The organism is Bacillota bacterium (assembly GCA_012842395.1).
Lineage (GTDB): Bacteria > Bacillota > SHA-98 > UBA4971 > UBA4971 > UBA6256.
The window spans coordinates 1-19129 of sequence record DUSX01000036.1 but is presented as its reverse complement, the minus strand read 5'-3'; the positions used below and the strand labels follow the sequence as shown (position 1 = coordinate 19129).

Annotated in this window: 13 protein-coding genes; 4 read left to right on the top strand and 9 right to left on the bottom strand. The window is 63.2% G+C overall.

What is annotated here, in order from left to right; translation table 11 throughout:
* Positions 1 to 433: 433 nt before the first annotated feature.
* From GX515_12375 to GX515_12360, 4 genes are all read right to left on the bottom strand, one after another.
* Entirely contained in the window at positions 434 to 1468 is a 1035-nt protein-coding gene (locus tag GX515_12375) for an ABC transporter ATP-binding protein (protein ID HHY33791.1), read from the bottom strand.
* Positions 1469 to 1489: 21 nt separating this feature from the next.
* Complete coding sequence (locus GX515_12370; protein HHY33790.1) at positions 1490 to 2374, bottom strand: ABC transporter permease; 885 nt, start codon at positions 2372 to 2374, stop codon at positions 1490 to 1492.
* Between the two features lie 410 nt (positions 2375 to 2784).
* On the bottom strand, positions 2785 to 3807 hold the full coding sequence (locus tag GX515_12365) for an ABC transporter permease (GenBank protein HHY33789.1): 1023 nt from the start codon (positions 3805 to 3807) through the stop codon (positions 2785 to 2787).
* 90 nt (positions 3808 to 3897) lie between these two features.
* Positions 3898 to 5469, bottom strand: coding sequence for a peptide ABC transporter substrate-binding protein (locus GX515_12360; GenBank protein HHY33788.1), 1572 nt, complete (start codon positions 5467 to 5469; stop codon positions 3898 to 3900).
* 1058 nt (positions 5470 to 6527) lie between these two features.
* Here GX515_12360 and GX515_12355 point away from each other — a divergent pair.
* The 3 genes from GX515_12355 to GX515_12345 all read left to right on the top strand — a co-directional run bounded on the left by GX515_12355 (position 6528) and on the right by GX515_12345 (position 9591).
* Positions 6528 to 7415, top strand: coding sequence for a YitT family protein (locus GX515_12355; protein ID HHY33787.1), 888 nt, complete (start codon positions 6528 to 6530; stop codon positions 7413 to 7415).
* 88 nt (positions 7416 to 7503) lie between these two features.
* Positions 7504 to 8010: a hypothetical protein gene (locus GX515_12350; GenBank protein HHY33786.1), complete on the top strand. Its 507-nt coding sequence runs from the start codon at positions 7504 to 7506 to the stop codon at positions 8008 to 8010.
* Between the two features lie 516 nt (positions 8011 to 8526).
* The gene (locus GX515_12345) at positions 8527 to 9591 is read left to right on the top strand and encodes an ATP-binding cassette domain-containing protein (protein ID HHY33785.1); all 1065 of its coding nucleotides are present in this window, start codon (positions 8527 to 8529) and stop codon (positions 9589 to 9591) included.
* A 407-nt stretch (positions 9592 to 9998) separates the two neighbouring features.
* Here the strand turns inward: GX515_12345 and GX515_12340 are convergent, their stop codons facing one another.
* The 5 genes from GX515_12340 to murJ form a co-directional block, all read right to left on the bottom strand.
* Positions 9999 to 12419: a glycoside hydrolase family 125 protein gene (locus tag GX515_12340; GenBank protein ID HHY33784.1), complete on the bottom strand. Its 2421-nt coding sequence runs from the start codon at positions 12417 to 12419 to the stop codon at positions 9999 to 10001.
* 130 nt (positions 12420 to 12549) lie between these two features.
* Complete coding sequence (locus GX515_12335; protein HHY33783.1) at positions 12550 to 13383, bottom strand: site-specific DNA-methyltransferase; 834 nt, start codon at positions 13381 to 13383, stop codon at positions 12550 to 12552.
* Between the two features lie 95 nt (positions 13384 to 13478).
* Positions 13479 to 14513 carry a homoserine kinase gene (locus GX515_12330; GenBank protein HHY33782.1) on the bottom strand — a complete coding sequence of 345 codons (1035 nt, stop codon included), beginning with the start codon at positions 14511 to 14513 and terminating at the stop codon, positions 13479 to 13481.
* Between the two features lie 74 nt (positions 14514 to 14587).
* The gene (locus GX515_12325; GenBank protein HHY33781.1) at positions 14588 to 15607 is read right to left on the bottom strand and encodes a threonine synthase; all 1020 of its coding nucleotides are present in this window, start codon (positions 15605 to 15607) and stop codon (positions 14588 to 14590) included.
* A gap of 490 nt (positions 15608 to 16097) precedes the next feature.
* Positions 16098 to 17879, bottom strand: a complete 1782-nt coding sequence (murJ, locus tag GX515_12320) for a murein biosynthesis integral membrane protein MurJ (protein ID HHY33780.1) — start codon at positions 17877 to 17879, stop codon at positions 16098 to 16100.
* Between the two features lie 192 nt (positions 17880 to 18071).
* Between murJ and GX515_12315 the strand changes: the two genes are divergently transcribed.
* The gene (locus GX515_12315; GenBank protein ID HHY33779.1) at positions 18072 to 18476 is read left to right on the top strand and encodes a bifunctional nuclease family protein; all 405 of its coding nucleotides are present in this window, start codon (positions 18072 to 18074) and stop codon (positions 18474 to 18476) included.
* The last annotated feature ends 653 nt before the right edge of the window (positions 18477 to 19129 follow it).

Sequence of the window (19129 nt, the reverse complement as noted above, 5' to 3'; positions counted from 1 at the left end):
GTTTTCAAGGAACACCGGCGATTGCAAAATCTGACCGCGCAACCGCCCGGGCATCCTATTGCCCGATACCCAAATATGCCCCAGAAAATTCCTCTCTAAACCCTCTTGACATTACACCCTAGTTCTCTTCTCGCCCTGGGAACTTGTGCCATATCCTTATGATTCACGGCTGAACGCAAATTATGCGTGGCGCGCCGCAAGCCGCGCGCCACAGGCCGTAGACTCGGCCTACCCAGAGGGCGGGGCTGGCGTCGCTGGGCGGGATTTGCACGCTGAGAGGTAGCGTGGAGGTTCCGGCGACTCACCTGGACGAGCCGTTGGGCCAAGACCTTTGGGCGCTTGTGTTCGTTGACCGCCCGTCGCGCGATGATCCGCACCCGGCGGCCCGCTGGCGCTGCCGCCGAGCCACGGCGACGGACCGGAGTGAACGTCGCTAGTTGTCATAGGCGTGGCACCGGATGAGGCGGCCGTCACCGACCGATAGAAGCTCGGGCGCCGAGAGGTCGCAACCCGCCGTGCGTATCTCGCAGCGTGGGGCAAAGCTGCAGCCCGGCCCCAAGGTGGCAAGGTCTGGCACCTCGCCCATGATCGGCATAAGCGGCTTTCTATCGCCGAGACGCGGGACGGAGCGCAGAAGCCCACGTGTATAGGGATGCATGGGCTCGTCGAGCACCACGTCGATGGGTCCCTGCTCCACGATCTGACCCGCGTACATGACCGCCAGATCACGGCAAAACTCCGCAGCCACCGCCAGGTCGTGTGTGACGAGCACGATCGCAGTGCCGGTGGCCTTGTTGATCTCACGCATAAGATCAAGCACCTGGGCCTGGACTGTCACGTCCAGTGCGGTGGTAGGCTCGTCTGCCAGCAGCACTTTGGGCTTGCAAGCAAGCGCTATCGCTATGAGGATCCGCTGTTGCATCCCCCCGCTGAACTGGTGCGGGTATTCAAGATGTCGTGTCTCCGGCGATGGTATGCCGACCTTTTTCATCAGGTCCACAACCATATCGCGCTCTCGTGCCCGGCTCGCCCGCAATAGGCTAGTGGGAAAGCGGGGGAGAAGCCCGTGAACTCTGAGCGACTCCGCTATTTGGTCGCCTACGCGGAAGGCAGGATTGAGCGTGGTCATGGGGTCCTGGAACACCATTGCGATGTCCCTGCCCCGCACCTCGCGCATCGCCCGAGGAGGCATCTCCATAAGGTCCCGACCATCCAACACGACGCTCCCGCCGATGACCCGCCCGGGGTGAGGCACGAGCCGCATCATCGAAAGCAGCGTGGCGCTCTTCCCGCAACCGGACTCGCCCACGATGGCGAGGATGTCTCCGTGCCTGATGGTCAGGCTCACGCCCCGCACGGCCTGAACGTCGCCTCGGTCAGTGGGATATACCGTTGAAAGGTCGCGCACCTCGAGAACGATCCGGCCATCTTCTCCGGCTCTACCGGGCGTCGCTCGCCCCGGGGCCATGTCTAGTTCCTCCAACTTGCTTCACACCTCCTTCAACCTCGGGTCGAGGATGTCGCGGAGAGCCTCGCCGACGAGGTTGATGGCGAGGACGAGCACCACCAGGGCGAGCCCGGGCAACGTCGCGACCCACCATGCGGTGAGCATGTACCGCCTGCCGTCGTTTATCATCGACCCCCAGGCTGGGATGCGCGGCGGTATTCCGAGGCCTAGGAAGCTCAAGGACGACTCCAACACGATCATGTTGCCCATGCGCAGCGTCCCCAGGACCACTATCGAATGGACGATGTTAGGCAGGATCTCGAAGCAGATGATGGCTGCGTGCGAGCGCCCGAGCGCCCTTGCGGCCTCCACATACTCCTTGGTCTTCTCCGACATGACCTCGGCCCTCGCCAGCCGGTAAAACTCCACCCATCCCTTGAAGCTCAGTGCCCAAACGAGGTTCCAGAACCCTGGCCCGAGAACGGCCATGGCTCCGATGACGAAGATGAGGTAAGGGAAAGCAAGGAGCAGGTCAGTGAACCCCGAGACGAGCCTGTCAAAGGGTCCTCGGAAATACCCTGCCACGACCCCGAGCCCCACCCCAACCGCCACGGAAATGACGATTGTGAGCACCCCCACGAGAAGCGAGACCCTGGCTCCGTATACTATCCGCGATAGAATATCCCGTCCGAGCTGGTCGGAGCCGAGCGGGAACGGGCCGGTCCAGCTCGGTGGCGTCAGGCGCTCGGAGAGAGAAACCTCGTCCGGAGCGCGGGGCGCGACCCACGGCGCGAAGATGGCGGCCGCCACGTAAACCAGGATCACAGCCGCGCCCACGACGGCCGATGGATGTTTGGCCATTTGCCGCGCGAAAGCAAGGAAGTTCCTTGTCGCACGGAGGCCCTTTGCTGCGAGCCCAAGCAGCATTGTCCTTCTCGCCGGCCTCGTCGTCGCCCCGGGCGGGGCAACATATCGTTTGCCTGTGATGTCCATTTCGTCCATGCATACTGGTGAGTCTCGCAAAGGTCGTCCCTCCCTTCCATGGTTATGTTCGGTTGCGTTCGTTCGAGGAGACTGGGTGTGATGCCGCGCGTTTTCGTCTCCAGCCTCCCACGGCACTCGTGGCGCGGCCAGGGTGGCCGCCGCCTGCGCTATGGAGTGCTCCGAATCCCGCCACCCCGCAGGCCGCATCTGAGCTAGTCGCGCCGCAAGCCCGCCCTCCCCGGGCCCGGCGAAAAGGTCGGTGGCATTGGACCCACTTGATCCTCTCTGGGTCCTGGGCGGAACTTGCGCGCTGAAAAGTCGCGCGAACCCGCTGGCGACGTGCCTAGCTCTAGCTAAAGGGTCATCTTCGGATTCAGGTACGTATACAGCACATCCGTGGCGAGGTTCACCAAAACGAACGTCAACGCATACACCATCACAGCCGCCTGGACCAGCGGGTAGTCCCTGGAGAAGATGGCATCGACCACGACGCGACCCAAGCCCGGCCAGCCGAAGATGGTCTCGACGATCATGTTGCCGCCGAGAAGCGTGCCGACCTGGAGGCCCACCACGGTGACGGTGGGAATGAGCGCGTTGCGCAAGGCGTGTCGGACCGTGACAGATCTCTCGGGAACGCCCTTCGCTCTCGCGAAGAGGACGTAATCTGCGCGCAGCACTTCTAGCATGCTGGAACGTACGACACGCGCTACTACTCCTGCCACCCCGGCGCCCAGCGTTGCGGCGGGCAGCACCAGATGCTTAAGGGAATCTACTAGCGCCGGGATGTTCCCTGTAAGGATGGCGTCCACCGTGAAGAGGCCCGTGATGGTCTCGGGCTCGTATCCGTAGGTGATTCGCCCGGATGTAGGCAACCAGCCCAAGTGCAGCGAGAACACGATTATCCCGAGCAATCCGAGCCAAAACGCGGGCATGGAGATCCCCAGGAAAGACCCGGCCATGCTGGCCCTGTCGATGATAGAGCGTTGTCTGAGCGCGGAGATGACCCCGATCGGCACCGCCAGCGCCAGCGCAAACACCAGAGAGTATAGCGCAAGCTCGATGGTGGCCGGCAGGGCTTCCAAGATCACGTCGGTGACCGGTCGTGAGCTCTGAATGGACCGTCCCAGATCCCCACGGGCAAGCCCAGCGAGGTACGCGCCGAGCTGAGAGGCTAGGGGCCGGTCCAGGCCGAGCTCAGCCCTGAGGGCATCGACATCGTCCTGAGTCACGCCTCCCGCCTCGCCCATCATGATGTCAACAGGGTCGCCCGGCATGAGCCGCATGAGGACGAACACCGCTATGGCGACACCAAGCGCGATGGGTACGGTCGCGAGCACCCTCTCAAGGATCTGCACATGCGTTCTTCGCACTTGCATCCCCCCATTTTTGCCAGTAGCGTCGCCCCGGCCGGGCCAACCCCGCTGCGTTCGCTGCGTCAAGCCTACCATGTCGCAGCGCCGCGCACATCATCTCACCAAATAGCCCGCTTCACTCAGAAGGGCCTTGGCCCTTTCAGGATCGTACGGATAAGGCTTGAGATCTGGGTTGAACCCGAACCCGCTCGGCAGGAAGGCTGTGGCAAGCCGCGTCGCCGTGCCACCGTAAATGGTTTGGAGGATCCTGTCCCAATTCACCGCGTAGTTCATCGCCTTTCGCACCCTAACATCGTCAAATGGTGGCTTGGCGCAATTCAACTCCACGCAGTAGACCCGCGTGCCTTCGACCGCTTTGACCTGCACGTTCTTGTCCCTGCGAAGGTTCGCCGCAAGGTCCGGCGGCACTTGCTGCACGATCTGCACCTCCCCCGCCTTGAGCGCCGTGATGCGGACCGTGGGATCGGGCATCATCCTGAAGATGACCCGCTTGACCTTTGCTGGACCTACCGGGGGGAGGTCTGGCGAACCGCCGTAGTAGTCGTCGAACCGCTCCATCACGATCTGATCGTCAAGCCGTCCGCCAACGTACTTGAAGGGACCGCAGCCGACAGGATTCCTCGCGAACTCTTCGTCGCCGACCCTTTGTATGTAGTCCTTCGGGACCACCTGCGTTTGCACCAGCGCCTGAAGGAACACGGGGAAGGGGCTCGACAACGTGAACCTCACAGTGTACTTGTCGATCTTTTCCACCTTCTCGACGGGTCCAAGAAGGCTTGCGCGAGGAGACGACCGCCCGGCGATGGCACCTTCTTTCAATATCCGCTCGAACGTGAACACCACGTCGTCGGCGTCCAGCTCCTCGCCGTTATGGAACTTGATGCCCTTACGGATCTTGAAAACGTACACGTTATCTGCAGGAGTCGTCCAGGATTCCGCGATCTCCGGCACGACCTTCCCATCCCACGTGCGCGTGACCAGCCCGTCGAACATGTTGCGGATCACTGTCTCGGTGTCACGCTCGCGGTGCATGGCTGGGTCGAGGGTGACGATCTTGTCGGTTTTCATACCGACCACGATGGTACCTCCCCTCACAAGCCCCACGTCGTGCAGGTTGATGCGCGAATCCATCGCGGGCTGCCAATTCGTGACCTCGGCCCTCGCGGCCTCGGTTTCACTCAGGTAATACCCGAAGATCCACGGGGCGTCGTCGCAGAGGATAGACTGGGCCTCGTAGTAGGCTCTCCGCCTGGCTTCCGGATCGATGGTGGTGAGAGCTGCGTCTATCGCACGATCGAACGCAGGGTTGCTATAGTGCGAGTAGTTGCCGCGGTCACCCGTGCGGAGCTTGGGCACAGCGAGGTCGAACGGATCGAAGTACGCGCTGCCCCAGTCGGTGAGATACATCTGTCGTTCCCCTTTGAGGGCGCTGTCTTTAAGCGCGCTCCACTCCCAAATGCGCACGTCGGCGTCGATCCCGATCGCACGGAGGTCCGCAGCGATGGCCTCCGCTTCGTCAGCCCTGTTCGCCTCAGCATCGATCACCACGGCCAGGGTCTTCCCGGCCGCCTGCGCGGCTCCGCCTTCGGGAGCTCCCGTTGTCAGGAACACAAGGAGCAAGACCGCCGTCAGAGCAACGACGGACCAAGAGGCCCTTCTGAGCATCAGGCTCGCTTTCATCTCTCACGCCTCCTCTACTTCCTCTGCGTCAGGGATTTCGAGCTTGAGCCGCGCGCTGCCCGCACGCGTTACAAGCCCGGCGCCGGAAACAAAGCCGCACACAAAGCCGCACGCGCGCCATCCACCGGAAGCAAAGCCTAGCCGCGCCAACCAGGCGTGCCGTATGCTGTGGGTACTGTAGGTAGCCCGACCGCGCAGCGTGCCGCGCGAAGGCCTTCGCGAACTGAGACGGCTGTGACACGTGATGGTGACTCGTTCGGTACGCCGAAGTCGCTTCTGCGAGAGGTGGCAGAGGCTCACAGCGTGCCGTAGTCCGTTTTGAGGTACACGGGGGAGACGACTCGAGAGCGAGAAACCCAGGGCAGCAGGGCAGCTCGGGATAACAAATGCCCAGGGAGACCCTGGGCATTGAAAAGGCGTCCCCCTCTCGACGCTTACGAGGTTAGCTGACGGGCTCGGACCGAAGGAGCTGGCCCTACCTGCGCTTCCCGCAGGACTCGCCCCGACCCTTGGGATTCTGGTTCCCCCGTTCTTCCCGTAGGGGAAGATTCAGCGGCCGCATGCGGTTCTCGTGCGGCGGAAACCGACGCGACTATTCAGTTGCCTTCATTTTACCACTCCCACTCCGATCCCGTCAACCATTGCCAGTTACCTCCAATTATCTGAAGGCTGCTCTTGTCGGTGCTCGGCGGCGTAAAGATCGCGCCTTCTTGAGAGGGAAGTTCGAGGTTCTCGTTCTGCATACCGTTCCTTCGGAAGGAAGCTGTTCGACTATGTCGAAGGGTCTATTCTGTAGGATGACCCTATAGGTCGGCGAATTCGAAGTTGAGATCATAGAAGACAATGGGCGCAGCACGACCGCTCGGAGCCTCACGGGGCACAACGGTTGATCAGATCTCGGCCCGGCCATTCATGACCTCGAGGTTGGCTGTGTTTAGGACCTGTGAGGCTCATTTCGTGGTCCGCCATACAAGCGCGGAAAACTACGGGCTCCAGGCATGGGTGGCTAATGCTAGGTCTAAAGGTGGCATCGTACACTGTTTATGAAATGGCCCCTCCCAGAAGAACGACGGTGTTTCGTGAAGACACTCAGAGAATATGCCATTATTACGTGCGGTGTAGTTCTCCTTGCCATAGGGCTGCACTTCTTCCTCATACCGGCAGAGCTGGCGGCTGGCGGAGCGATGGGCATCAGCATGCTGATAGGACACTACGTTACCTCTCTGGACATCGGGTTGCTCATGCTCCTAGTGAATATCGCACTTTTCTTCATAGCTTTTGTCGCGTTGGGCGTCGGATTCGGAACCAAGACGATCTACGCAAGCCTCGGCTTATCAGCTTTGGTCTGGCTCCTCGAGAGACTTCTTCCTCTGCACGAGCCATTGACCAGCGATCTTCTCGTGGCGGCGCTCATAGGCACCGCGGTATCAGGCGCGGGAATGGGAGTGATCTTCAACCAGGGCGCTTCTAGCGGAGGCACAGATATATTGGCCAAGATAATAAACAAATACACCCATCTGGATATCGGGAAGTCCCTCCTGGTGACGGATGCTGTCATAACTCTTCTCGCCGCCAGCGTCTTCGGCCTCGAAAAAGGTTTGTACGCGCTCCTTGCTGTCATCTTCAACGGATCCGTCGTGGATTACACAGTGCAGGGCCTCAATGTCGCCATGCAGGTTTTCATAATGACATCGAGACCCGACGCCATTGCAAGATTCATCATGGATCAGCTTGAAAGAGGGGTCACGCTCTTTCGCGCGCAGGGAGGGTACTCAGGTAGGGAGCTCAATGTCATCTACACGGTGTTGAACAGAAGGGAGTTTGTGTCCTTAAAGAACTTCATCATGCAAGAGGATCCGAAGGCCTTCGTGACCGTCAGTCACGCTCACGAAGTCCTTGGAGAGGGCTTCAGGGCCATGGGCTCAACTTGAACGCGAAGAATAGGAGAAGACGTAAGTTCCCTTCTTCAAGCCGTCAAGGACTACTCCAAACGATATGCCACGGCAGGGGGTGAGAGCGATGGGTAAGCTCCTGGACTCGACGACCCTTGGATTCCTGGGAGCTTCCTTGATCCTTTTTGCGATCGTCTGGGGGATAAAAGGGCCTGCGCCTGCCTTATCCGGGCTTAAAAGCGGTCTTGCGCTCTCCCTGAGGTACGCTCTTCTCATCATATCATCCATGGTCTTGGCAACGCTCTTCCAGACTCTCGTCTCAAGAGAGTTCATCACGCGCCATCTTGGCGCTTCTTCCGGGTGGCGTGGGATAACCCTGGGCTCCCTGATAGGGGCGCTCTTTCCGGGGTCGCCGTATGCGGCGATGCCGCTCTTTGCCACGTTGATGCAAATGGGCGCAGGCATCCCCACCGGGGTGGCCATGGTTTGCGCATGGGGCCTTCTTTCCATAGGACGCCTGCCCTTCCAAGCCGCGGTGATGGGAGGCAGGTTTACCGCAATTCAAGTCGCAAGCACGTTGCTGCTGCCGTTCCTTGCAGGCATCCTTGCCTGGGTGATCGGATCTCTCCTTTGAGCGTGTGCCACGAGCCAAGTATGGCGCCACAAGTTTTCACCCCTTTGTTGACGGAGTAAGGGTTGCCGGCGCTTGCACGACGGGGCGTGGAGAATTCGGCAGGCTTGCGCGCCGAATTCGAACGAGGCGCGCCGCAAGCGCGCCGTCCCCGGAGGGCAACACCGGCAACCCTGGGCAGGACCCCTCCGCCGAAAAGTAGCGCGAGCTTGTGGCGACATACCTAGACGGACCTCATTTCCACTACTCGATGCCTCGACGACCTCTTATGACGACGCTTGAGCGACTTGTAATCTCGCCATGGCCGTGATTGCAGTGATTGACGTAGGCTCGCAACGGGAGCGTGGAGTGTCCTGGCTGCGGCTCGGTTGCCAGCCCTTCGTCAATATGGTACACTCAGGCTGACGCCGGTGGAAGCGCCGGTAGGATGCGTCGGTCGCCAAGCGAGGGAACGCCGGTCCTCGTCCTCACCCTCTCTTGGGTGCCGCAATTAGGGAGAACGCTCTCATGAAGAACCAGATGTCGCATCCCGTCCCGTTGCTGTCGGCACGCGATGTTTCCAAGTATTTCGTGCTTCACGAGACCCTCCTCGCCCGGTGCCTGGCCGGGGCCAAGGACCGCACCGTCAGGGCCGTTGACGGGGTGAGTCTGGACGTGTACCCCGGCGAGACTCTCAGCCTCGTCGGCGAGTCGGGCTGCGGCAAGAGCACGTTCGGACGCACGATCGTCGGCCTGTACGAGCCCACCTCAGGCGAGGTCACGTTCGAGGGGAAGCCCATAACCGGGCCGCACGCCATGCCCCGGCGTCACCTTCGGCGCCACGCGCAGATCATCTTTCAGAATCCCTATAGCTCCCTCAACCCCCGTCACACGGTGCGCAGGATCCTCGGAGTCGCCCTCGCCGCACGCGGGGTGCCCAGCGGCGAACGCGAGGCAGAGACCATGGCCCTCCTCCGCCGGGTAGGCCTGCGCGAGGACCACATAGACAGGTACCCGCACCAGTTCAGCGGCGGACAACGCCAGCGTATCGGCATTGCGCGGGCGCTTGCGATGCGCCCCAGGTTCGTGGTGGCAGACGAACCACTCTCGTCCCTGGACGTCTCGGTGCAGGCTCAGATCATCAACCTCCTACAGGGGCTTCAGGACGAGTTCGGGCTCTCGTACCTTTTCATCACCCATGATCTCCGAGTGGTCTACCATATCAGCCACAGGGTCGCCGTCATGTACCTCGGACAGATAGTTGAGGTGGCTCGCACCGACGAGCTGTTCGAGAACCCCCTCCACCCATACACGCAGGCCCTTCTGTCGGCGATCCCCAGCATAGAGCGACGCGGCCGTCGCCGGCGGATCGTCCTCGGAGGAGCGGTGCCCACTCCAATCGATCCCCCGCAAGGCTGCCGCTTTCATCCGCGTTGCCCGCGCCGCAGGAGAGAATGCGAAGTAGAGGCCGCGGCGCTCCGCGAGGCCGGAGGAACGCCCGCTGGACAGGCTGAGGCAGTGCCGCCGGGCGCGTTGCCGCTGTCACTGCCTGGCGTGCTGCCGCCTGATGGCCATTTCGTCCGCTGCCACCTGGCGTCCGCCTGAGGCCCGGAGGGATCCGGGCTCGCCGGGTCTCGTCCCCCGTCCTGCCCAGACTGAGTATGGTGCCATAAGTTTTCGTCTTCCTTCTTGACGGCGCTAGGGTTGCCGGTGCTTGCACGACGGGGCGTCGAGAATCCGGATGTCTCCCGCGCCGAATTCGAACGAGGCGCGCCGCAAGCGCGCCGTCCCCGGAGGGCAACACCGGCGACCCTGGGCAGGACCCCTCCGCCAAAAAGTAGCGCGAGCTTTTGGCAACATACCTAGGCCCGGGCTCGCTCAATTGCTCGATTCCATGGCAGCGCGGGATACACAAGGGGTAGACAACGAATGAGCGTCACCGCGCCTCGGTGCGCGACGACGCGGCACCATCGGCCCACCAGCTCGGCCCGGCCGGCCCGACCACGCACGGATCACGTGGGTGCACCAGCCAGTTTCGCGAGCAAGCCAATGCCGCGCCACAGGCTGTAGCCCAAGAACCCGGCCGCTGTCGCGAATGCAGCCCCTGTCTTGACCTTGCCTGTCTCCTCGTCGATGCTCTCGCACGCGATCCCGAGGTCCATGGGCGCCGAGACAAGGAATTCCACCGCGCACCGAAGAGCGTTCGCATCACATGCTCCGGTGGTCTCGTAAGCGGAGACTTCGGCGAGGATGCAATTGGCCGCGGCCATGGGCCATGGGTGCGGCGCATGGGCTGAAGAGGGACCAGCAAAGCGCCCCTCAATGAAGTAGGGGTTGTGGGAAGACCGTATCCAGCGCCTGGTGTTAGCCAAAACCAGGGCCTCATCCTTGGTCAGGCCGCAGCCGTAGTAGCCGTAGTAGCCCACGAGCTCGAGGCTCCCAGGTGGGTTATCATAGAGCTCTATCCCCGTGCGTCGCACGACCGACGACGCGGGCATGGCGCCTGCATCCGCGCTTGCATCTCCGCTTGCGTCTGCGTCTATATCTGCGTCCGCATCTGCGCCTGTGCCCACGCTTCCGCTGCTTCCGCCGAGACCCGCTCTTGCGGTCGCCGTTGCGCATGAGGCTGGCGCGAGGTCCACCGCCCACGCGTACATCGGCCCAAGGGGACCGTCCACCACGCAGTACCGGCGCACGGCCTCGACGACGGCCTCGGCGGCGCAGCGCAGCCGACGTGCCTCCTGCCTGAGCCTTTCCCGCGAGGTCTCATCGCGAGCCAACGAGGAGCGCCCTTCAGCCATACCGTCGAGGACAGCGGCCGCGACGCGCCACGCCTTCACAAGGAGCACGTTGTCGTACGTAAGGAACGGAAGTTTCACCTGATCGTCCGAAGGATCGAGGAAGGTCCTGCCTAGAACGGGCGCGCCGTCATCCCTCCGAAGAGTCCACATATCGATCTCCGAAAGAACGCGCCTCATACCGTCCTGTATCTCCGGCATCTCCACGACCTCGAGGTCAGAGGTCGCGTCGAGATACGTCCCGAGACCCACCAGGAAGGCCGCAGCCTCATCCAGCTCGAATCCGGGATAGAGCGAACGCCCATCGGTGTATTGAGCGTGATCCCCGACATGTCTCGTACCTACCAGAAACGAGTAAACCAGCACCTCCCGCGCCCGGGCACGGTCAACGAGCACTAGCCCGGGGAGGGCCCACAGCAGCACATCCCTCGCCCAGAACGCGGCGCTCACATAGTAACGCGGGCTTCGCGAGGTGACGGCGACGACCTCCTCCGAATCGAGGGTTTTGCCGGTCGCGAAAAACCTGCAGAAAAGGAGGTTTCTGTTGACAACCCCCTCCTCTCTTCCCCCGCGCCGGCCACGCACCTCTACCCGGTGCTCCGCAAGCCACCTCCTGGTTTCCGCCTCGAGAGCCTCCCACCCTCGTCGTCTCAAATGCACGCCGGTCGTGCGTGCGCCATCCGCCTCCCTGTTGAACGCCACATAAAACGCCACGGCGGCACGGTCCCCCGGCGCGAGGGTGACACGCCTCGTGGCGTTAACGACAATGGGCGCACTCCCGGTGCCGTCGCGGGCCCGCCCGCGCACCTCTGTCTCCCCCTCTTGCGCAAGGCCGTGCATCTCCAGGCGGTCGAAGTCGCCTGAAGCATTCAACGCGAACGCAAACACTGGCAAAGGGCCCAAGGCCTCCGCCACCACACCGTGGGTCCAGCGGTCGTACCTGCACCCGCGGACAACGGGAAGCTCGCGCGAGGTGAATACCCGTATTCCCGTGTACCCCCATGTCAGCCGCACACCGAGTTCTGCCTGGACCGTCTGTTGCCTTGACCGATCGTCGCCCTCTGCGCCCCGGCCACCATCCCCGCCAGCCGCTCCAGCCACTGGGATGGGCTCCTTCTCCGTGCCAACATCCGACGGCTCGCTTCTCCCACGCCCAAGCCTCTCGACCTCGAGCACATAACAGAATCCCTTTTCGTCAGGAGGAGCCACTATGCGGGCGCGGAGCCGCCATTCTCGAGCGCCGGGCTCGCCCGTCCACGAGAATGCCGGCATCCAATCCCCTTCAAGGCTGAAGTCTGGGCACCCTGCGCGCTCCTCAAGGTTCACGGGCACCTCGTTCCATATGAACACGGGTGTGAGGAACGGCACCTGCGCCGAGGGATTCCGGTCACAAGGCCCAGGCGCGTCCAAGCGATCCCCGCCGTCCCGGCAGCGAGCGGCGCCGCCCGCACCCGCCCCCCTCACCTCGATGAGCCCGGCGCAGCCTGCATGCAGGAACGTCACGCTATGGACCCGGCCCCAGGCGTCGATCTCCGGCAGCGACACGAAATCGTTGCCTGTCGCGGCGACGACGGAGTCTTCCCGGAATTCCTCCGGCACGGTCATGATGCGCGCTGGGTCGGCTCTGGGCTCCATATCCACCCGCCCCATCACGCTGGCGCAGCGCAGGCCCCCTTGGAAGTCGTCGGAAGCCCTCGGAAGGCGAGAGAAAGCGAAGGAAAGCGAGGAACAACGAGGGAAGGTGAGCGCCACGGGCATCCGACGCTCAGCTCTGGTCAGCCGACCCGGTCGCGCGGGGCCCACCCCCGTCTACCTCGGCTGGTTTGGCCTCCGCCTTCACCCTGCGCACAGCCTCATCGAAATAGGCCTTGTCTATCTCGAACCCCACGAACGGCACATCGAGCCTAACGCACGCGATGGCAGTATTACCGATGCCCAGGAAGGGATCGAGCACGAGCTGACATCGACTTACGCCGTGTAACCTTATGCACATCTCGGGCAGCCGCGGCGGGAACGTCGCTGGGTGAGGCCTGTCCTTCTCTCGCCTCGTGATCGTGTCATACGGGATGAACCAGGTGTTCCCGCGGCACCGCACGCCCGCGCCGGCGTTCTTCCAGCGCCCGACGTTGGACCTGTCCTGGTACGGGACGCCGATGGCCAACCGGTCCAGCGGCACCCTGCCGGTCTTCGTGAAATGGAGGATGTACTCGTGACAATCGTTGAGAAAGCGCCGGCCGTTGATGGGTTTGTAGTGGCCCACCGCGACATCTGACACTATCGCGCCGTAATCGCCCACGTCGGCCTTGGAGATGGCGATGGACTTCACCCAGTGGATCACGTTCTGGAGCTGGAAAAGCCCCCGCATCACCCCGGCCACGTCAAACGGGACCCACGGATCCGTGGGTTTGGACCCCACATTCAGGAACAGCGACGCATCGTCGGACATCACGTCCCGCACCGCGGCCGCCCACTCCGCAGTCCAGGCCAGGTAATCACGCCTGTCAATCGCGTCGTCGTATGTACCGTAGCGGACGCCCAAATTGTAAGGGGGCGACGTCACCACTACGTCGACGCTCCCCGGCGCGAGGCGACGCCTCATTCCGGACACACAGTCCTCGAGATAGAAAACCCAGCGCACCTCGCGCCCGCCGCGGCGCGCGACGACGCTTTTCACGCGGTCGACCTCTCCGGGATTCACGAGTACACCTCGCCTCGGTACAACGCCCGTCTCCGGCTTGGCCTCATCCTCCTCAGCGCCGTGCGGGCGCGGAAGGGGCTGTCCTCGCCGGGCAGGCCCTTCGAAGGCGCTCCAGAATCGCAACCCATCCCCACAGCGGCGCCACGCTGACATACCCGTGTCACGACGGCACGGCATTTCACACCGCTCGCCGCGAACGTTGCCGCCATGGCCTTGGCCACCCTCTGAGGGTCCTGTTTCGCGAAAGCGACGACCGACGGCCCCGACCCGCTCAAGGCAGCCCCAAGCGCCCCCGCCCGCATCGCCGAGGCGAGCACGTCATCCATCCCAGGCACGAGAGCCGACCTATAGGGCTGATGAAGCTTGTCGGCCATGGCGTCGCCCAGGAGGTCGAGCCTGCCCGACGCGATCGAGGCCACGAGGAGCGCGGTCCGACCGATGTTGTAGACCGCATCCGCCAGCGTCACGCTCTTAGGCAAGACCCGCCTCGCGACCTCAGTGGGCACATGGAAATCGGGTATGACGATCGCCAGGTGAAGATCGGTAGGAACGCCCATTTTGATGTAGCGCAGGCGGCCGCGCTCATCGGCCACGCTGACCACGAGCCCTCCGAAAAGCGCGGCGCCGACATTGTCCGGATGGCCCTCTATGTCTGCAGCGAGCCGGAACAGGTCGTCGTGATTGAGGGGGAATCCGGCAAGGGCGTTGGCACCCACGAGCCCCGCCACGATGGCCGCAGCGCTTGATCCGAGGCCGCGCGAAACCGGAATCCTCTGATGAACGTGAATCCGCAGGCCCGGCACTGGCAGCCCCACCTCCTCGAAGAAGGTGGCCGCCGACCGCGCCACGAGATTCGTCCAGTCCACCGGCAGGTCCCTGCTATCGCCGAGGACGGTGATCTCCAGGCCTGTGGTGCTAGTAGTGCCCATCCTCACCACGTTGAAAAGCTCAATGGCCATCCCCACGGCGTCAAAGCCTGGCCCGAGGTTCGCCGTGGAAGCCGGCACGCGGACTTCGACCACTTCGGCCACGAAGATCACCTTCCTCCCTTGACAAGACTTACGCGTCGCAAGGCAGCAGCACTCGCGGCTATCCGTTTGAGATGTTAGGACGGCAGAGCCCCGGCCGTCGCGAGGATAGCCTCCACCGAGGCTGTGTCCGGCTCGGACACAAACGGCTGTGCCCCGAGCTGCATCATGGCGTCCGGGTCTTTCAAGCCGTGACCGGTCAGGACACACACAACTGTGGCGCCATGCCGGCCACGGAAATAGCCCCGGCGCGCCAGCTTTAGCACGCCGGCAACCGACGCCGCGGACGCGGGCTCTACCAGGACCCCTTCCCTCGTCGCCAATAAACGGCATGCGTCCAGGATCTCTTCGTCCGTCACGCTCTCTATCAGCCCGCCTGACTCGTCCCTGGCCGCGACCGCGCTCTTCCAGCTCGCAGGGTTTCCGATCCTTATCGCCGTCGCTATGGTCTGCGGCCGCTCGATGGGCCGGCCCTCAACTATGGGCGCGGCTCCAGCCGCTTGGAATCCGAGCATGCGCGGGACGGACGCGACCTTCCCCCGATCCCTATACTCGCGAAAGCCCTTCCAATAGGCGGTGATGTTGCCTGCGTTCCCGACGGGGATCGCCAGGTAATCCGGCGCGTGCCCCCCAAGCTGGTCGCACACCTCGAAGGCCGCGGTCTTCTGGCCTTCGATACGGTCCGGGTTGAGGGAGTTGAGGAGCGCGATCCTGTGTCGCGCCACCAGCTCGCGGACGACCCGAAGGGCCTCATCAAAGTTGCCCTTGACGGCCACGACAACTGCCCCGTGCGCTATCGCCTGCGCCAGTTTTCCCGCGGCGATCGCAGCCTGGGGAATGACTACCACAGGCCGTATTCCGGCCCTCGCGCAGTACGCCGCTGCGGAGGCCGACGTGTTGCCGGTGGACGCGCACACCGCGACCCGGTAGCCTGCCTCCCGTGCCTTGCTCACTGCATAAGCCATGCCCCTGTCCTTGAAAGACCCAGTGGGGTTGAGGCCTTCGTACTTGAGGTAGACCCGCGGCGTTTCGCCGCCCGACCGGGCGGCATCGGCTGCACCGGCGGCATCAGCCAGGAGCGGCTCCGCCGGGCTCATGGCAGTGCCGGAGCCCGCCGCCGCCTGCGCCTGCGCTTGCGCTTCCCGCACGGCTTCGGAGACGGCGCATGCCTCAATGAGAGGCGTTCCACCCTCCCCGAGCGTGACAACGGCGTTCGGGTCGACCCGAGGCAGCCATTCGCCGTACCTCGCGATGATTCCCTTGGAGCGCTCGTGTTCAGGCGCGGCCCGCATACGCACACTATCTCCCTTCAATGCCAGGACCACCCCAGCGGTTGGAACGTCCGGAACGCGGGGAAATGTCCATCCGCGGCATGTATTACTGCATGTATTACTGGACATTTTACCACGACTGAGCGGGTAATGCCATAGGGGGGAACGGGTTTGAAAGCAAGAGCCGTCCATCGGCGCCGGCCCGCCCGGGTCGGAGCGATAGGACCTCGTCCGGGCTTGGCGAGGCGCGAAGGCACGTAGCCCGTGCGCGCGTGCGACGCGGGGATGCGGGTCCCCGGCATTACGCGGCATTCAACTACAACGTAGACCGGCGCTCTACACCGCCACACCGCCGGCGCCGCCGATGCACGGCGGACGCCACACGGCGCAGGATCTTCAGCGCGGTATCAGCAGCGAGCCAGGCTTCGGGAACCTTCAACGCCCACACGAGGACCGCATAGCACACAACGCCCACGGCGACCGACCCGAACAGGCGCAGCCCCTGGGCTAGGACGCCTGCCCCGGGCGCACAGGCCTCGAGCGCCGGGTGCACAACCTGCACCACCGCCCCCATCCCTGCTGAAGCCACAAGAACGCGCCAGAGCGAGCTCAGGATGGAACGACCCCCGATCCCTGGAGAGAGCTCTGGCCCAAGCCTTTCGAGTCGCTCCACGTGAGACCGGGGCCAAGAGGCACCGTCGCCGCCCCGGCGGTCGCAGGATGCCGCTTGGGAAGCCTGGTCCGCGGCCTCCGACGTCACGCCAGTCTCCGGGCGAGCCGCCGCGCTGAGCGCGAGCGCCCGCACGAGTGCGCGGAGCTTCCACAGCAACACGGCCACGCCGAACACGCCCGCAAGTGACGTGCCCAAGGCCAGGCCTCCGTGCTTGAGAGGCCCGACCAGAATGAGATTCGCCGCGATGTTCACCGCGACGCTCGCGGCCCCGACGATCATGGGAGTAGTGGTATCTTGAAGCGCAAAAAACGCCCGGTTCGCCATGTCGCGCAGCGTGAACACACCCACCCCCACGCAAAAGAAGAGGAGCGCCCAGGCCGTGGCCTCCGTGGCACGCGCGTCGAACGCACCTCTCTCGAACGCCAGCCGAACCAGCGGCACTCGAAGGACGGCCATACCGACAGCCACCGGGACACAAACGAAGTTGATCATCTTCGCGGCCTCGGCGAACGCCCGCCCGAACCGCGCGAGGTCGCGGGCAGCCGCAAGGCTCGCCAGCGTGGGATACATGACCGTGACGATGGCAAGCCCGAAGATCCCCGGGACCAGCCCCATCAGCCGATTGCCGTAGTTTAGCGCCGCCACGCTCCCTTCTGCAAGGCCCGACGCAAGCACCCGGTCCACAACGAGGCCGAGCTGGCCTACGGCAGTGGCCACAAGCACAGGCCCCACGAGCGCTCCGATGCGCCGCAGCCCGGCGTCGCGGAGGTCGAGGATGGGTTGCCATCTGTATCCAAGCCTGACGAGCGCTGGCACCTGGAGAAGGGCTTGGGCGCCCACTGCCGCTACAGTGCCGGCGGCTACTGCTCCGATGCCGAACGCGGGCCCAAGCACGAGGATGGACGTTATCAAGATCGCGTTGAAAGCGAGGCTGACAAGGGCGGGCGCGGCGAAGTTGCCCTCGGTCTGCAGCATGCCAGTGAAGACGCCTGAGAGACCCTGAAACAAGACCATCGGGAACATCACACGGCTCAATGACACGGTAAGGGAACGGACCGGCCCCTCGAAACCCGGGGCCACAAGTCGTGTGAGGAGACCCGCGAGGGCTTCGCCCAGGACGATGCAACCGATGGATAGAAGGAGCGTTGCGTTGATGACGGAGTTCGCCATCCGAAACGCCGCGCTGCGCCCCCGCTCCTGTTTCACCTGAGAGAACACGGGAATGAACGTGTTGCCGAGCGCAGCACCAACGGCCGAGAAGACGAGCATCGGTATGGTCTGTCCGACAAGGTACGCATCGGTCAAGTAGGTTGCCCCGAACACGGCGGCGAGTGACGTCTCCCGCACGAAGCCCAACACCTTGCTCACAACAGAGACAAACGCGATTATGCCTGCGGCTTTGAACAAACCCTCGCGAGATGCCAAAGAACGACCCCCATCCTGAAAAGCCTCTTTCGACCCCCGAGAGTTTCGCCGCATAGACCGCGGATTCCTTCGTGTTCAGCGAGACAGGACACGCCATTGGCGGCTCTCGAGAATTTCTCCTGCGGGGAGGAACACGTTCCCGCCGGTGTGGTAGAATAGAATTACAGAAGGAAGGTGGTTGCGGTGCTGGAAATGAAGGTCCTGAGCGTCATCGCTGAGGCAAGCAGCGGCTTCTCGATGCTGCTCACCGACATGGACCAGAAGGTGATCCTACCCATCGGCATCGGACCCTTTGAAGCGCAGTCCATAGCCATCGCGGTACAGGGCGAGGAGCCGCCGCGCCCGCTGACGCACGATCTCCTGAAATCAGTGTGCGAGAGCGTCGGCGCGGCCGTTCAGAAGGTCGTGATCACCGACGCCAGAGAGGGCGTTTTTTACGCGGAGATCCATCTCCAACAGGATGGTAAGTCCCTCGTGCTCGACTCGCGTCCGAGCGACGCCGTGGCGCTCGCCGTGCGCTGCGGCTGCCCCATCTATATGTCCCCAAAGCTGGTAGAGTTCACGTACAAGTTCGAGGACATCGTCACCCAGGAGTGAGTCTTTCTGTTCCATCATCTGCTTCCATGATTCCGTGACAACGCCTGCCCCGACCTGCCGTTCGCCTGATGACAGCATTATCGAATCCCCCACCTGCTGCATAGCTCGCCCCAAGACCGGGAAACGACGCCATCAGAGCCGTCCATCCCGGGCGGGCGGCGGTGTACGGCCCGCGCACAGCTCAACCCAAGTGCGAGAGACCACCAATTCCGAGGTTCACACGATGCCGACACAGGCGGTCGGCTCTCCTGCTGTCGGTCTTTCCGCGTCGCAGGCAACTGCTGAGTCCCGGCTTTGGTTATCTGTGGTTATCCATACAGGCGTATATGCTGCCACTGTCCAGCACCCTATAGGATGACTCGAGACCAATTCCTTCCGATAACGGCGGGCTTTTGGAGGAATTTATCGATATGCGTCGAATATCACGACAGAAGGATGGGTTGGAGCTGCCAATAACGCCTCCCGAAGCCAGATTTACCAGTTCATTTGTTAAGACAACGAAGTCGAGGGGTTGTACGGTCATAATGGCGTACGCGGTCGGTCTGTGCAGCAGCAGCTTGTTGGCCACCGGAGAATATACCCCGGCGGGTACATGTTTACAAGGGCCTACCGCTTTGCTGTTAGCAGTATCCCCCCCCCCCCCCCCCCCCCCC

Coding starts and splice junctions, on each gene's coding strand:
- GX515_12375 (HHY33791.1), bottom strand. CDS start 1,468: ATGGCCCCGGGGCGAGCGACGCCCGGTAGAGCCGGAGAAGATGGCCGG.
- GX515_12370 (HHY33790.1), bottom strand. CDS start 2,374: ATGCTGCTTGGGCTCGCAGCAAAGGGCCTCCGTGCGACAAGGAACTTC.
- GX515_12365 (HHY33789.1), bottom strand. CDS start 3,807: ATGCAAGTGCGAAGAACGCATGTGCAGATCCTTGAGAGGGTGCTCGCG.
- GX515_12360 (HHY33788.1), bottom strand. CDS start 5,469: ATGCTCAGAAGGGCCTCTTGGTCCGTCGTTGCTCTGACGGCGGTCTTG.
- GX515_12355 (HHY33787.1), top strand. CDS start 6,528: ATGAAATGGCCCCTCCCAGAAGAACGACGGTGTTTCGTGAAGACACTC.
- GX515_12350 (HHY33786.1), top strand. CDS start 7,504: ATGGGTAAGCTCCTGGACTCGACGACCCTTGGATTCCTGGGAGCTTCC.
- GX515_12345 (HHY33785.1), top strand. CDS start 8,527: ATGTCGCATCCCGTCCCGTTGCTGTCGGCACGCGATGTTTCCAAGTAT.
- GX515_12340 (HHY33784.1), bottom strand. CDS start 12,419: ATGGAGCCCAGAGCCGACCCAGCGCGCATCATGACCGTGCCGGAGGAA.
- GX515_12335 (HHY33783.1), bottom strand. CDS start 13,383: ATGAGGCGTCGCCTCGCGCCGGGGAGCGTCGACGTAGTGGTGACGTCG.
- GX515_12325 (HHY33781.1), bottom strand. CDS start 15,607: ATGAGCCCGGCGGAGCCGCTCCTGGCTGATGCCGCCGGTGCAGCCGAT.
- GX515_12315 (HHY33779.1), top strand. CDS start 18,072: ATGAAGGTCCTGAGCGTCATCGCTGAGGCAAGCAGCGGCTTCTCGATG.